Genomic DNA, 14,246 nt, shown 5'->3' on the forward strand with positions numbered 1-14,246 from the left:
ACAACGTGTAATTTTTTATCATGAAAAGTGTATTAAACATTATAAAAGGAATAACTTTTTCAGCAATCATCCTGGGAACCGTGGCATCGTGTATGGCAAGACGGGAGTACGAAAGGCCCAAAAATGTGGTTGATGAAAAGTTATACCGTACCGATATGCTGTCCTCGGACAGTACCAATGTCGCCAATATTCCATGGAAGGATATCTTTACGGATCCCATACTTCAGGGACATATTACAAAAGCCCTACAAAATAACCTGGACATCAGGATTGCCCTTCAGAATATAGCTTCCGCAGAATCTTACCTAAGGCAAAGCAAAGCAGCTTATCAGCCCACCCTGTCGGTAGGCCCTAACTATACCTTCCAGACCCAATCTATCAATACCCAGTTCGGGCAGATCATCGGGGAAAGAAGATACATCAACCAGTTTGATATCACAGCAACCATTGGTTGGGAAGCGGATATCTGGGGCAAACTGAAAGCACAGGAAAAAGCGCAGCTGGCCACCTATCTGGGAACCGTAGCGGCCCATAAAGCCGTTAAGAGTGAGTTGGTCGCTTCTATTGCCACTTCATACTATCAATTGCTGACGTATGATGCCCAGAAAAAGATTATTACCGAAACCATTGCCTTAAGGGAGAAAAATCTGGAAACCACCAGGGCACTGAAAGAAGCCGGAACTTTAACGGAAGTGGCCGTACAGCAAAGTGAAGCCCTGGTTTTCAATGCCCAATCTCTGCTGATTGATATTGATACGCAGATACAGCTGCTGGAAAATACCATGAGCCTTCTGATGGGTGAACCTTCTCAATCCATAGCCAGATCAACGCTGGAAAGCCAGAAGCTGCCGATTGACCTGAAACTGGGATATCCTGCCCAGCTCCTGGCTAACCGTCCGGATGTTATGAGAGCAGAATATAATCTGATCAATGCTTTTGAACTGACCAATTCTGCAAAAGCCCAGTTTTATCCTACATTAAAGATTACTGGAAGCGGTGGATTACAGTCAGTGGATATTGACCATCTTTTCAGTGTCAATTCACTGTTTGCTAATATCGTTACGGGACTGGCACAACCGATTCTGAACAGAAGGCAGATCAAAACCAATTATGAAGTGAGCCTGGCCAATCAGGAAAGCGCTTACCTGAACTTCAGAAAGGCGGTTCTTACTGCCGGTAAAGAAGTTTCTGATGCCATCCGTGTATTCTCTGTACAGGATTCTTACATTGAATTGAAGCAGAAAGAACTGAATGCATATAAAAACTCAGTGGAGTATTCCCAGGAACTGGTTAACTACGGTATGGCCAACTATCTGGAAGTATTGAATGCAAGTGTCAATTCCTTAAATGCGGAACTGAATATTGCCAATGCGGAATACAGCAAAATGAAGGCTGCCGTTGAGCTGTACCAGGCTCTTGGCGGAGGATGGAAATAAAAATTAAACCATAAAATAATAACGTATGTCAGAAATGGCATACGTTTTTTGTTGCTGAAGATTGGGTATCGAGTGTTAAATTTTTTATAAAATGCAAAAAACATTTCGTATATATGTAGTAAACTACGTAGTTTTGATCATAAATAAACACGCATATGAAAATGGGCATACAACAGTTAGATAACACTTATTCTGAAGAACTGATCAACTTAATTCTTACCATACAGCAAAAAGAATTTAATGTACCCATCACGATAGAAGATCAACCGGATCTTAAAGAAATTGAGATTTTTTATATAGAATCAGGAGGAAATTTCTGGGGAGCTTTTGTAGACGGTGAACTTGTAGGTTCAATAGCTTTGGTTAAATTTGATGCAAGAGCAGGAGCAGTGAGAAAAATGTTCGTAAAAAAGGAATTCAGGGGAAAAGAGCTTAATATTGCACAGAAGCTTCTAGAAGTTTTAATTTTTTTTTGTCGAAATAATGGTATAGAAAAGATATATTTAGGAACCGTTAATATATTAAAGGCAGCCATGCGTTTTTATGAACGCAATTATTTTGTAGAGATTAAAAAGGAAGATCTGCCGCCCCGATTTCCATTGATGAATGCAGATAATGTTTTTTATTATTTAGATGTAAACCAATAGTATGAATATAATAGATAAATCCGGCATTCTGGCTATATCTACAAGGCTGCAGCGCCTTAGTGAGCAATTGAGAAAAGATGGGGCTATGATCTATCAGTCTTTTGATATCGATTTTGAACCGAAGTGGTTCCCTGTGATTTTTACGCTCCATCATAAAAATATAATGAGTGTTGTGGAAATTGCCAATGAAATAGGGTATACCCATCCATCTACCATCAGCTTACTGAAAGAACTTGAAAAACAAAAGTTTATTCAATCCAGAAAAGACAAACAGGATGAGCGCAAAAGATTGATTGTACTGGCTCCGAAAGGCGTCCAGCTGATTGAAAAGATGCAGCCGGTCTGGGAACTGATGTCAAAAGTACTTGGCGAAATTGCAGATAATAAAAACAATCTTCTGCAAGCGATTATTGAAGCAGAAGAAAAAATTGCTGAACAGTCTTTTTACCAGAGAGCATTGAAAATAAAAAAAGAAACTTAACTTATTTGATTGCCAGTGGATTACTGAATATAGATTTCACACTTTTATTTAAAAAGATTTTAATGCAGGATGACCATAAGAAAATAGTTTAAAAAAAAGTGATAAAAAAGTGAAAAATTGTTTGAAGATGCAGTTTAAATACTTACTTTTGTACCGCTTTAAGAAAGTTGGGGAATTAGCTCATCTGGCTAGAGCGTTAGACTGGCAGTCTAAAGGTGACGGGTTCGATCCCCGTATTCTCCACATTAATAATAAAGAGTTGCATGATATTCATCTGCAACTCTTTTTGTATTGAATAAACCCAGGTTGATCAGGTTTAAAATTAAGCTCAGATACCCAGATAATATTTGCGTGATTGTTCATCATTATACAAGATACATCTACAAAACTTCCCCCAACTTTTGAGATTGATCCAAAAATCGAGCATCCCGGTTTTAATCGGGACTGTCAAAAGTTCGAATCTTTTCGCGCTCACCATAAGGCTGACTATAAATAGTGAGTCTTTTTTATTTTTATCTGGTTCCAAAAACATCCACAATCAGAAAATATTTGCCCTAAAATCAAATTATCCTAAATTTGCTTACTATTTTATTCCAATGAAAAATCTTACCTTCATTATTGCAGGCAGCCTATTTGCACTGACATCATGCAAAACGGCAACACCGGTTTCAAAAGCTTCCATCCAGGATACACCGTATCAAAATCTTGGACTTCATGGAAAAATTTATAGTGCATTTTATCAGCAGCGAGCGGCAGAATATGAGGCACTTTGCCTTCAGGCATATAATATTGCAAAACTTCGCCTGGACGAAGCTTTGGCAAGGAAATCGGACAAGCCTCTGGCTATTGTTTCGGATATTGATGAGACTTTCCTAGATAATTCCTATTATGCCGTTGAGCGCTCAAAAATAGGCAAAGGATATGATCAGGCAACATGGGAAGAATGGACTGCAAAAGGCAATGCGACCCCTCTTACAGGCTCTCAGGAATTTTATCAGTATGCAGCAGGCAAAGGTGTCCAGGTTTTTTATGTGACCAACCGCAAAGAACAGGAACGGGCAGGAACAGTAAAGAATTTAAAAAAATACAATTTCCCGCTTCAAAGCGACTCCAATCTTATCCTTCGTACTAAAGAAAGCAGTAAGGAGAACCGAAGAAAAGATATTGCCAAAGATTACAATATTGTTCTGCTGTTAGGTGACAATCTAGCTGACTTTTCCAGCCTGTTTGATAACAAATCAGAAGCTGAGCGTTCAGCAGCCGTGAAGAGCTCCGCTGATGATTTTGGTAAGAGATTCATTATGATACCCAACGTAGGATACGGCGACTGGGAATCATCATTTTACCATTACAAATACGATTATACCAATCAACAGAAAGATTCTATGATGTATAATGCTGTTAAAGCCAATCCCTAAGAATCATACATAAAAATTAATTCTTATAGCAATACAACATTTTGACAAAATTTGTTTTTTCGTCAAAATGTTGTATTTTTGTATCCACAATTCAGACAATGTCATCTCAAACCGAACAAGACCAACTTTCACAGCAAATCCTGGAAACCGCTTCAGGACTGTATCTGAAGTATGGTTTGAAGAAAGTAACGATGGATGATATTTCCAAAGCGGTTGGCAAAAGCAGAACATCTATTTATTATTATTATAAAAACCGTGAGGAGGTTTTCCAGGCAGTTCTGGCCAATCTGATCAGGGGAGTTATTTCAGAGATTGATGCCAATATGAAGAAGAGAAACACGTTCAAAGAAAAAATTGAGGAGTTTTGTCTTTCTAAAATTAAAACATCGGAAGAAAGGTCTTCATTCTTCAGAGCTATAGAAGCGGGAATGGATCATGAAGAAAAGTCAAAGCACATGACCGATGCCCACAACCGAATGATGGAAGCAGAGAGAAGTCTTTTGCTCAATTTATTTTCTACAAGTATCAGCAACCATGAAATCCCGGCAGTCTCTGTTGACGAACAGGAAACCATTATTTTTATTCTGCAGAGCAGTATCAGAGGTATCAGGCGTGAATTTGGCCTAAAGAAAAGTTTTGAAAGTTTAAATACTACAGTAAACACTTTGACATCAATGGTTATTAAATATATCAAGTAAAATTTTTTATTTAAATTTTGACATTTTAACGTAATATGTCAAAAAGTTTAATTTAAAACATGAACAAATTAAGTAATATCAGTACATTCCGGGCGTTCAGAAGTACGAATTATACATTGTACTTTTTTGGACGTTCTGTATCGCAGTTTGGGACATGGATGCAGCGTACAGCAGTAGTATGGGTTGTATACAGCATGACGCAGTCTGCATTCATGCTGGGGCTGACCATTTTTGCGGAGCAGTTTCCGTCTTTTTTATTTTCAGCTTTCGGAGGGGTTGCAGCAGACCGGTATAACCGGTATAGAATTATACAGATCACTCAGATTTTGTCATTAATCCAGGCATCTCTGCTGGCCTTTCTGGTCATGACCGGACACCAGAATATCTGGAGCTTTATTATATTAAGTGTCTTTCTGGGCATTATTAATGCTTACGATGTTCCTGCGCGCCAGGCAATGATCAATGAAGTTGTAACAGATGATGAAGACCTTCCGAGTGCGCTTTCACTGAGTGCGGCAATGGCGAGTATCGCAAAGTTAGCTGGTCCCGCTTTATCGGGAATTATCCTTCAGAAATTCGGTGCAGGAGCATGTTTTCTGATCAATGCTGCAAGCTTTGCAGCCGTCATGGCTTCCATTTCACTGATGAAAATAACTGTCATACCTAAAAAGCAAACCAAAAAAGGAACTTTTACAGAATTGGCAGAAGGCTTCAGGTATCTAAGAAAAGAGCCTTCCATCAGTATGGTAATCATTATGCTGAGTATTACAGGATTACTGATCTTACCTTATGACACTTTAATTCCGGTGTATGCAAAGGAGATTTTTAAAGGTGATGCTAAAACATTTGGCTATATCTCAAGTTTTATTGGTATCGGGGCTGTTCTGGGAACGGTATTTCTTGCTTCGTTAAAGAAAGGTGCCTCCATGAGGAATATCCTCATCCTGAGTACAATGATCCTGAGTATCGGACTGATCCTCTTTTCATATACCACAAACTTTTACTGGTCTATGTTTTTTGCTGCGCTAACGGGATTGGGAGGCGTTGCTCAATTTACCACCTGCAATATCATTGTGCAATCTGAAGTCATCCCTGAAATGCGTTCAAGAGCTATAAGCATCCTGCTGACTGCTATATTTGGAATGCTGCCTTTGGGAAGTGTGCTGATCGGGTTTGTTTCAGAGAGGATAGGCGCTCCCACAACCTTATTGCTGGAAGGTATTGCAGGAATTGTAATTGCTGTCGTATTTTGGAATTTATTATTTAAAAATAAGAAAACAAAAGCCGTCGACGAAGAATTATTAGAAAAATCTGAAGAACAATTTATCAATAAAATATAATACAATGAAAAACACAGCCCTATTGGTGATGGATATGCAGTCATCAATATTAAGTACCTTACCTGATACACAAGAATTGGTATCTAACATTAAAAAGGCTATTCAAGCCGCAAGAAACCATCAGATTCCCGTAATTTATATCACTGTAAACTTCAGAAAGGGAATGCCGGAGATCAGTGCGAACAATAAAGCATTTTCGGCTATGAAGACCCGTATGGCAGATCTTGACATGAAAGAATGGGCAACAATACATCCGGAACTCACTCCTGAAGAACATGATATTATTATTGCTAAAAAAAGATTCAGTGCTTTTACGGGAAGTGACCTTGAAATTGTTCTGCGTGGATTGGATATTCAACATCTGGTAGTGACCGGGGTCTCCACCAGCGGAGTTGTTTTGTCTACAATAAGAGAGGCTTCAGATAAGGATTATCAGCTTACTGTGATTAGAGATTGCTGTAAAGATGGTGACGAAGAGGTGCACAGCGTACTGATAAACAAAATTTTCCCAAGACAGGCCGATGTTATCTCTGTAAATGAGTGGCTGAGATAAATCAGAAACAAAAAAGTATTTTCCATTTTGTTACCGTATTTCTGCTCAGCTTAAAATGCCTGGCCAGCTAGCTGTTGTTCAGCCCGTTCTTTTTCTGGTACTCCAGGATTTCTAAAATAGTTTTTTGATCATAAGATTTAAGCTTCTGGTCAAGATGAGAGTCGGTTCTGCTCTTTGCACCGCTGATTATCCGGTCAAGTTTGATAACATTCATAATACTGATGACTTTTTTCATGAATATCGTCCTGCATTGGCAAGCTTTATCAGGATATTTTTTTTATAATCCGGCTTTGCATTCGTTGTATCAGCTTTTTTTATGGTATTTACTGATCCATTTATATATTGTGGCTCTGGGAATTCTGTATTGTTGTATAATCTCAGGTATGGTTTTCTCACCCATTGTGATCAGTTCCAGGATAAAATCAATGATTTCCTTTGTATAGATATTCTTTCTGAAAACCGGAAGGCTGGAAGACCTGTTGAGCGCAGACTTATTTTCATCTGATGCCGGAGGTGCATAGAGAATCATATGCTGGGTATAAAGCCGGAAAAAATCGTATTCCAGAAGTTTACTCCATCGCAGGAGGAGCTCAGTATCCAGCGATCGTATCTGATACATTTCAGAGACCTGATCTTCCGTACAGCCGATGAATTTGCATATCCGGGATATTTCTATTTCTTTTTCAGCAGCTTTTTTTTCGATCAGGTTTCCGATATGGATATTCTTAAAATTCATGGTATAAGATATAGTGTTTAATTAGTATTGAAGGGTGAATGTAATTGAGAGAGGTAAGTATTTTTGAACATTGTAAGGTTTTTGATGCAGCAGCGTGTGTGGTTCTCCTGGTTTTCTTTAAAAAGGATTATGTCCCTGTTTTTCACAACGTACTCATTACATGTACCATTGCAGATGTGTGCGCATAAATATTTTATGAATTGAAAATGTATGAGAGAGGAAAGAGCAGAAAAGCAATCCATGATTTTCATTTTAATCTTAAAATATTACCTGAATGAATACCAATGTTTATCATACCTTAAATGTCAGCTAAAATAGTCCTGGATTGATTATACCTGACTATTTTCAGCAAAGCTATGCGAATGAATAATTTTTTCTGAGCTGCAATTGCCTTTCTGCATCTTCGGCTTTGTATTGTACTGGTTTGATTCTTATTCTGGCAAATCGTGACTGATTAATTTTTAATTATCTTTTCTTTAAATTGTGGATTGGTGTCAGTCATTTTGTCTTAAACTTTATTGATCATTCCAAAATTTTTTTTTAAAAATCAAATTGTAAAAAGATCATTCGATTTCTATATTATTATAATCATACACGAAGAAAAAAATACGAATCTAAAAAAGAAAATAAGTTTTAAGATAAAATTTCTCAAATTAAAAAATATCCCTATATTTACGCCGTTTAACGCGATTGTGAATGATTCCGGGCTATCCGGCCTTACAATTATGATCCATATCGGTGATTAGGCAAATGTAATATCAACAAACTCATTACTGTAGAAGCTTAAAATCTAAACCACTCAGTAATAAAAAATGTAACCCTCTATGAAGAAACTGTTTTTACTCTTTTTAACTGCTTTTACCTTATTCAGCTGCAGCTCAGATGATGATACGATTTATGACTTCATAGGAACCTGGTCCGGAAGCTATACCGGAAATGATAAAGGAACCTGGAATATTGTTGTCGCTACCGATGGAAAAGTTACCGGAACCATGCATTCTGATCAGAATAATGAAAATTACAATATTTCAGGGCATCTTACAGAGTCCGGTGAACTGAGTGCCTCAGTAGGACTGCCTTCAGACGGTGAATTCAGAGGAAACTTAGGAAGAGATAAGAACGCAAGTGGTACATGGAGAAATTCAGTACCAAACCCGGACAGGGCTGGTGACTGGACCGGAAAAAAGGATAAATAATAAAATTGAACATCATAAGGCCTCATCATCATGAGGCTTTTTTTTATGCATTTCAATCATATTGCGCTTACTTGAACGCTTCTGAATTTCAAACCGCAGATCCTGAAATTAACTTGATTATTGGTTACTCTACAATTCAAATTTAAAATTTTATATTTGTAATAACCGTTTGCGGAATAAATAACAAGATCATATATGGAATTCAGATGGAGTAAAAAAAAACTGACCATACAGCATATGAGCGTTCTCATGATCGCCTCTGTACTGGCTGTTTCATGCGGGAGTTCTAAAAATATGCCCGTAAAAAGAAAAAAATACACCGTAACCGTATCGAAATCGGAAGAGTTGAGAACTCTGAATTCTGATTTCAGCGGTAAAATTCCCCAATCTGTTGCCGAATTGCTGAGAGATGCAGAAAAGTATCTCGGTGCTCCTTACAAGTTCGGAGGCGATACTTCGTCCGGATTCGACTGTTCCGGACTTGCCCTTAAAGTCTTTGAAGAAAATGACTATAAGCTTCCCAGAAGATCTGCAGACCAATCCGAAACCGGAAAAAAAATCGACATCCGTGATGTAAAGCCCGGTGATTTGCTGTTCTTTGCCACTGCGGGAGGGAACCGGGTTTCCCATGTGGGGATAGTTCACGATATTGGCAAGGACGGAGAAGTAAAGTTCATCCATTCTTCCACCAGCAAAGGGGTCATTATTTCTTCCCTGAACGAAAAATACTGGAATAAGGCTTATCTGCATGCTCAAAGGGTTTTGTAGAATAGGAAGAACGGTTCAAAACCTTGACAGGGCTCAATAAACCCATACTTTCCAAATACCGCAGCAGTGAAAATATTTTGCTGAACTTTTTTGTATCTTTGGGCGCATAATTTTTTAATATATACTAGAAACATGTCGTTACAACAAACTATTGAAAATATCTGGGACAACAGGGACTTATTACAAAATGAAGACAGTCAGAAAGCTATCAGGGAAGTTATTGCTCTGGTAGACAAAGGAGAGCTTCGTACGGCCGAGCCTACGGAAAACGGATGGCAGGTCAATGAATGGGTTAAGAAAGCAGTCGTAATGTATTTCCCGATCCAGAAAATGGAAACGATAGAGGTAGGCCCTTTTGAATTCCATGACAAAATGCCTTTGAAGAGAAACTATGCTGAAAAAGGGGTGAGGGTTGTACCGCATGCAATAGCCAGGGAAGGTGCATACATTGCTCCCGGGGTAATTATGATGCCTTCTTACGTGAATATCGGTGCTTATGTAGATTCCGGAACCATGGTAGATACCTGGGCAACCGTAGGAAGCTGTGCACAGATCGGTAAAAACGTTCACCTGAGCGGCGGCGTTGGAATCGGTGGTGTTCTCGAACCTTTACAGGCAGCTCCGGTAATTATTGAAGATGATTGTTTCATTGGTTCAAGATGTATCGTTGTAGAAGGCGTTCATGTAGAAAAAGAAGCTGTTTTGGGGGCGAATGTAGTGCTTACTGCATCAACGAAAATTATTGACGTTACCGGTGATGAACCGATTGAAATCAAGGGAAGGGTTCCGGCCCGTTCCGTAGTGATCCCTGGAAGCTATACCAAACAGTATCCTGCCGGAGAATATCAGGTGCCATGTGCACTGATCATCGGAAAAAGAAAAGAGTCTACAGATAAGAAGACTTCCCTGAATGACGCTTTGAGAGAGAATAATGTAGCGGTTTAATTCAATACCACCAATATCTACGATCTTGAAAGAGAAATTTTTAAAAATAATCCTAAACCCTAAATATATATTTGGGGTTTATCTTATTATATCCGTGGTTACGGCTATTTCCAAGTATTTCCGTGGAAATTATGCGATCAACAATTACCTGATTTTTAAGAACGTTTTTTTTAATACCCTTCATGGTAAAAACCTGTTCATCCACTATCCGGACCTGTACTTTGACCTGAACCATTACGGGGTATTTTTCAGCCTGCTGATTGCTCCGTTTGCAGTAATGCCGGACTGGCTCGGTATTACGCTTTGGAACCTGGCCAATACATTTATTTTTGTCTATGCCATTCACAGGTTACCGCTTTCCGATCCTAAAAAAGCCCTGTTTGCATTGCTCTGCCTTCAGGAATACATCACAGCGGCGTTAAGCCTGCAGTTCAATGTAGCGCTTACCGGGCTGTTGATGCTTTCCGCAATTTTTATCTATGAAAGGAAAGAAGTGCAATCTGCTACAGCGATCATGATAGGGGTTTTTGTTAAAATATATGGTATCGTAGGGTTGTCACAGTTTTTCTTCATTAAAAATAAAATCAGATTTATCCTCGCCGGACTGTTGATTGCGGGATTGTTTTTTGTGTTGCCGATGGCGTATTCAAGCCCGCAGTTTGTTATCCAGAGTTATGCAGACTGGTTCCATTCCATCGTTGAAAAAAACAATGAAAACCAGGTTTTAGGCAATATGCAGGATATTTCCCTGATGGGCTTCTTCAGGAGGATCCTTGGAGATGCTTCTATTTCCAACCTGGTATTCCTTGCTTTCGGATTGCCCCTTTTCGCTGCTCCGTACTTACGGATCAGCCAGTACAAAAACTATGCGTTCCAGTTGATGATCCTTGCTTCTACACTCTTGTTCCTGGTGCTTTTCAGCTCAAGTTCCGAGTCTCCTACGTATATCATTGCTGTAACGGGAGTTATGGTCTGGTTTTTTCTTCAGAAGGAGAGGAGTCCGTGGATTATAGCCCTGCTCGTTTTTGTGATTATTTTTACCTGTTTTTCTACCTCAGACCTGTTTCCGAAAAATATCAGGCTGAATTATATCAAAAAATATTCTTTAAAAGCTGTACCTTGCATTATCGTTTGGCTAAGGGTTGTTTATGAGCTCCTGACCAAAGATTTTGAAAAAAACTACAGTCTGAATTCTTAATATGAAGAAAATTTCCATCGTTATTCCTGCCTACAACGAAGAAGGAAATGTTGCTATGATCCACCGGAAAATACAGGACGTATTTTCGGGGCTCAGGAATTATGATTTTGAAATCATTTTCGTTAATGATGGCAGTCGGGACAATACACAGGAGCAGCTTGAGGAACTTTCACGGCAGTATCCTGCTGAAGTGAAGTTTATAGAATTTTCACGGAATTTCGGTCATCAGCCTGCTGTGAAAGCGGGGATGGACCATGCCCACGGCAATGCTGTCATCTCTATGGACGGCGATCTTCAGCATCCGCCGGAACTTATCCCGGAAATGATCAGGAAATGGGAAGAGGGGTATGATGTGGTGTACACGATCAGGACATATCCTAAGCAGATCTCTTATTTTAAACGCAAGACCTCCGATTTTTTCTATAAAATCCTGTCCGGACTTTCCGATGTAGACCTTACTAAAGGCGGCGGCTCTGATTTCAGGCTGCTGGATGCCAATGCGGTGGAGGTGATGAGGAACTTCAATGAAGACGATCTGTTTTTAAGGGGACTGACCAGCTGGATGGGCTTTAAGCAGACCGGAATTGAATTTACTGCCAACGAGCGGCTTTCCGGACAGAGCAGTTACAACCTTAAAAAGATGATCACCTTTGCCTTTACGGGGATTACGGCTTTCAGCGTCAAACCATTGTATATTGCAGCTTATCTGGGATTTCTTTTTTCCGGGATTTCTGTAATCGGGTATGTACTGTACGTCATCTATTCCTTTGTTGCCAGAACAGAAATTTCAGGTTGGGCATCATTGATAATGACCATCGTTTTTTTTGGCGGATTACAATTGATTATCTTAGGCATTATAGGGATCTATTTGGGGAAAATTTTTAAACAGGTAAAAGACCGCCCTAATTACATCATCAAAAACAAAAAATTTTAACATGGTTTTATTGAGTTTTGACATCGAAGAATTTGATATGCCATTGGAATATCAGGGTGAAATTCCCTTCGACAGACAGATATCCGTTTCCCAGACCGGACTCGGAAGAATTTTAGATCTCCTTAAAAAACACCAGGTAAGAGCCACTTTCTTTTCTACCGTTGTTTTTGCGGAACACAGTAAGCCATTAATTGAAAGATTGCTGGATGAGGGACATGAACTGGCTTCCCACACCTGGTTCCACTCCGAGTTTGAGGAAAAACACCTTAAGGAATCCAAAGACAGGCTGGAGGAACTGTTTTCTACCCAGGTTACCGGTTTGAGGATGCCGCGCATGATGCCGGTAAGCCAAAATGCCGTGGAAGAGGCGGGTTATTCTTACAATTCATCCGTTAACCCTACATTTCTTCCGGGAAGATATAATAATCTGAAAGTTTCAAGAACCTATTTTAAGGAAGGGAAGGTTACCCAGGTTCCTGCCTCGGTTTCGCCAAATTTCAGGATTCCGCTTTTCTGGCTGAGTTTCCATAACTTCCCGTTAACATTATATAAAAAACTGGCTTCAGATACGCTTAAAAAAGACCGATATCTCAATGTGTATTTCCATCCGTGGGAATTCGCTGAAATCAAGGATGAAGCTTACAAACTACCGGGATTTACGGTTAAAAATTCAGGGCTGGATATGGTAAATCGTTTTGAGGATTTTATTGTATGGCTTAAGCAAAATAATCATACCTTCGGGACGTTCAGGGAATTTCAAAAACAGATGGGATTATGAAGATAGCTTACGATGCCAAAAGGTTTTTCCACAATACTTCAGGACTGGGAAATTATTCCCGCGATCTGGTCCGGATATTAGCTGAATATTTTCCTGAAAATGAATACCTGCTCCTCAATAAGAATAAATCTCAAAGAGGCCAAGATATCCTTGATCGGCCTGATGTCCGGTTTGTGGAAACCTCTAAAGGAAGTTTGTCAAGACAGCTTAAAATGGGGAAGGATGCACAGGACCAGCATGCTGATATTTTCCATGGATTGTCGGGTGAATTGCCTTTAAAGTGGACCAGCAGGCCTATCAAAAAGGTAGTGACCATTCATGACCTGATCTTCCTGCGATATCCTCAGTATTATTCTTTTTTCGACCGTAAGATCCATCTCTGGAAGTTTAAGAAAGCAGCGAATGCTGCAGACAGAATCATTGCGATTTCCGAGAAGACGAAACAGGATATCATCCATTTTTTGAAAGTTCCGGAACATAAAATCGAAGTGGTGTACCAGGGCTGCCATCAGGCATTCAAGGAGCAGCAGCCTGAAGACTTTATTCAGTCTGTAAAGAAAAAATACAGCCTTCCCGAAAGATTCATCCTTAATGTAGGCACCATTGAAGAGCGCAAAAACCTGCTCAGTATCGTGAAGAGCATCAGGAATACGGCTATTCCTTTGGTTGTTGTCGGCAGGAAAACAAAATATGCCGGAAAAGCAGAGGCTTTCATCCGCAAAAACAAGATGGAACAACAGGTCCTTTTCCTGGAAGGGGTATCGATGGATGAACTGGCCGCTTTGTATAAACTCGCGGATATTTTTGTATACCCCAGTTTTTTTGAAGGTTTCGGGATCCCCGTGATCGAATCGCTTTTCTCAAAAACCGTAGTCATTACCAGCAATACCAGCTGCCTTCCGGAAGCCGGCGGACCGGATTCCGTTTATATCGATCCCGGAAATGAACTTGATCTAAAAGCAAAAATCACCTTTTTATGGAACAGTGAATCTGAGCGGAAACGCCGTGCTGAAAAGGGTTTTGAGTTCGTTCAGAAATTCAATGACCGTCCGATAGCACATCAGCTGATGAACCTTTATCAAAAATTATTGTAAAAAATTTGCTAGTCTTAAAAATAA

General features: G+C 39.5%; 16 protein-coding genes and 1 tRNA gene. 15 read left to right on the forward strand and 2 right to left on the reverse strand.

Going from position 1 to position 14,246, the window contains the following annotated elements; genetic code table 11:
- Positions 1-20 precede the first annotated feature (20 nt).
- The 8 genes from QE404_RS06365 (at position 21) to QE404_RS06400 (ending at position 6,573) form a co-directional block, all read left to right on the forward strand.
- Complete coding sequence (locus QE404_RS06365; protein WP_307448101.1) at positions 21-1,436, forward strand: TolC family protein; 1,416 nt, start codon at positions 21-23, stop codon at positions 1,434-1,436.
- 155 nt (positions 1,437-1,591) lie between these two features.
- On the forward strand, positions 1,592-2,083 hold the full coding sequence (locus tag QE404_RS06370; RefSeq protein ID WP_307448104.1) for a GNAT family N-acetyltransferase: 492 nt from the start codon (positions 1,592-1,594) through the stop codon (positions 2,081-2,083).
- A 1-nt stretch (position 2,084) separates the two neighbouring features.
- The gene (locus tag QE404_RS06375) at positions 2,085-2,564 is read left to right on the forward strand and encodes a MarR family winged helix-turn-helix transcriptional regulator (RefSeq protein WP_307448107.1); all 480 of its coding nucleotides are present in this window, start codon (positions 2,085-2,087) and stop codon (positions 2,562-2,564) included.
- A 169-nt stretch (positions 2,565-2,733) separates the two neighbouring features.
- Positions 2,734-2,807: transfer RNA gene (locus QE404_RS06380), tRNA-Ala, on the forward strand.
- 353 nt (positions 2,808-3,160) lie between these two features.
- Positions 3,161-3,982, forward strand: a complete 822-nt coding sequence (locus QE404_RS06385; protein WP_307448110.1) for a 5'-nucleotidase, lipoprotein e(P4) family — start codon at positions 3,161-3,163, stop codon at positions 3,980-3,982.
- 98 nt (positions 3,983-4,080) lie between these two features.
- Entirely contained in the window at positions 4,081-4,680 is a 600-nt protein-coding gene (locus QE404_RS06390; RefSeq protein WP_307453778.1) for a TetR/AcrR family transcriptional regulator, read from the forward strand.
- A 59-nt stretch (positions 4,681-4,739) separates the two neighbouring features.
- A complete protein-coding gene (locus QE404_RS06395; RefSeq protein ID WP_307448115.1) occupies positions 4,740-6,020 on the forward strand; it encodes an MFS transporter in 1,281 nt (426 codons plus the stop codon).
- A gap of 4 nt (positions 6,021-6,024) precedes the next feature.
- Positions 6,025-6,573 (forward strand): cysteine hydrolase family protein, encoded by a 549-nt coding sequence (locus QE404_RS06400; RefSeq protein ID WP_307448118.1) that lies wholly within the window; start codon positions 6,025-6,027, stop codon positions 6,571-6,573.
- A 67-nt stretch (positions 6,574-6,640) separates the two neighbouring features.
- Here the strand turns inward: QE404_RS06400 and QE404_RS06405 are convergent, their stop codons facing one another.
- Positions 6,641-6,808 (reverse strand): hypothetical protein, encoded by a 168-nt coding sequence (locus QE404_RS06405; RefSeq protein ID WP_307453779.1) that lies wholly within the window; start codon positions 6,806-6,808, stop codon positions 6,641-6,643.
- 69 nt (positions 6,809-6,877) lie between these two features.
- Positions 6,878-7,309, reverse strand: coding sequence for a helix-turn-helix domain-containing protein (locus QE404_RS06410; RefSeq protein WP_307448125.1), 432 nt, complete (start codon positions 7,307-7,309; stop codon positions 6,878-6,880).
- 824 nt (positions 7,310-8,133) lie between these two features.
- Between QE404_RS06410 and QE404_RS06415 the strand changes: the two genes are divergently transcribed.
- From QE404_RS06415 to QE404_RS06445, 7 genes are all read left to right on the forward strand, one after another.
- A complete protein-coding gene (locus tag QE404_RS06415) occupies positions 8,134-8,505 on the forward strand; it encodes a hypothetical protein (RefSeq protein WP_307448127.1) in 372 nt (123 codons plus the stop codon).
- Between the two features lie 195 nt (positions 8,506-8,700).
- Positions 8,701-9,273 carry a C40 family peptidase gene (locus QE404_RS06420; protein WP_307448130.1) on the forward strand — a complete coding sequence of 191 codons (573 nt, stop codon included), beginning with the start codon at positions 8,701-8,703 and terminating at the stop codon, positions 9,271-9,273.
- Positions 9,274-9,405: 132 nt separating this feature from the next.
- Positions 9,406-10,218 (forward strand): 2,3,4,5-tetrahydropyridine-2,6-dicarboxylate N-succinyltransferase, encoded by an 813-nt coding sequence (locus QE404_RS06425; RefSeq protein ID WP_307448132.1) that lies wholly within the window; start codon positions 9,406-9,408, stop codon positions 10,216-10,218.
- Positions 10,219-10,243: 25 nt separating this feature from the next.
- Positions 10,244-11,416 carry a glycosyltransferase family 87 protein gene (locus tag QE404_RS06430; protein WP_307448135.1) on the forward strand — a complete coding sequence of 391 codons (1,173 nt, stop codon included), beginning with the start codon at positions 10,244-10,246 and terminating at the stop codon, positions 11,414-11,416.
- A 1-nt stretch (position 11,417) separates the two neighbouring features.
- Complete coding sequence (locus QE404_RS06435; RefSeq protein WP_307448136.1) at positions 11,418-12,350, forward strand: glycosyltransferase family 2 protein; 933 nt, start codon at positions 11,418-11,420, stop codon at positions 12,348-12,350.
- Between the two features lies 1 nt (position 12,351).
- The gene (locus QE404_RS06440) at positions 12,352-13,128 is read left to right on the forward strand and encodes a polysaccharide deacetylase family protein (RefSeq protein ID WP_307453782.1); all 777 of its coding nucleotides are present in this window, start codon (positions 12,352-12,354) and stop codon (positions 13,126-13,128) included.
- Positions 13,125-14,222, forward strand: coding sequence for a glycosyltransferase family 4 protein (locus tag QE404_RS06445; RefSeq protein WP_307448137.1), 1,098 nt, complete (start codon positions 13,125-13,127; stop codon positions 14,220-14,222). Before QE404_RS06440 ends, QE404_RS06445 begins: the two co-directional genes overlap by 4 nt.
- Positions 14,223-14,246: the final 24 nt, after the last annotated feature.

Source organism: Chryseobacterium camelliae, from assembly GCF_030818575.1.
GTDB classification, from domain to species: Bacteria; Bacteroidota; Bacteroidia; order Flavobacteriales; family Weeksellaceae; genus Chryseobacterium; species Chryseobacterium camelliae_A.

Bases quoted from the DNA above. Each gene is read 5' to 3' on its own strand.
- QE404_RS06400 (WP_307448118.1), top strand. From the start codon at position 6,025: ATGAAAAACACAGCCCTATTGGTGATGGATATGCAGTCATCAATATTA.
- QE404_RS06395 (WP_307448115.1), top strand. From the start codon at position 4,740: ATGAACAAATTAAGTAATATCAGTACATTCCGGGCGTTCAGAAGTACG.
- QE404_RS06440 (WP_307453782.1), top strand. From the start codon at position 12,352: ATGGTTTTATTGAGTTTTGACATCGAAGAATTTGATATGCCATTGGAA.
- QE404_RS06420 (WP_307448130.1), top strand. From the start codon at position 8,701: ATGGAATTCAGATGGAGTAAAAAAAAACTGACCATACAGCATATGAGC.
- QE404_RS06385 (WP_307448110.1), top strand. From the start codon at position 3,161: ATGAAAAATCTTACCTTCATTATTGCAGGCAGCCTATTTGCACTGACA.
- QE404_RS06370 (WP_307448104.1), top strand. From the start codon at position 1,592: ATGAAAATGGGCATACAACAGTTAGATAACACTTATTCTGAAGAACTG.
- QE404_RS06375 (WP_307448107.1), top strand. From the start codon at position 2,085: ATGAATATAATAGATAAATCCGGCATTCTGGCTATATCTACAAGGCTG.
- QE404_RS06425 (WP_307448132.1), top strand. From the start codon at position 9,406: ATGTCGTTACAACAAACTATTGAAAATATCTGGGACAACAGGGACTTA.
- QE404_RS06365 (WP_307448101.1), top strand. From the start codon at position 21: ATGAAAAGTGTATTAAACATTATAAAAGGAATAACTTTTTCAGCAATC.
- QE404_RS06445 (WP_307448137.1), top strand. From the start codon at position 13,125: ATGAAGATAGCTTACGATGCCAAAAGGTTTTTCCACAATACTTCAGGA.
- QE404_RS06405 (WP_307453779.1), bottom strand. From the start codon at position 6,808: ATGAAAAAAGTCATCAGTATTATGAATGTTATCAAACTTGACCGGATA.
- QE404_RS06435 (WP_307448136.1), top strand. From the start codon at position 11,418: ATGAAGAAAATTTCCATCGTTATTCCTGCCTACAACGAAGAAGGAAAT.
- QE404_RS06410 (WP_307448125.1), bottom strand. From the start codon at position 7,309: ATGAATTTTAAGAATATCCATATCGGAAACCTGATCGAAAAAAAAGCT.
- QE404_RS06415 (WP_307448127.1), top strand. From the start codon at position 8,134: ATGAAGAAACTGTTTTTACTCTTTTTAACTGCTTTTACCTTATTCAGC.
- QE404_RS06390 (WP_307453778.1), top strand. From the start codon at position 4,081: ATGTCATCTCAAACCGAACAAGACCAACTTTCACAGCAAATCCTGGAA.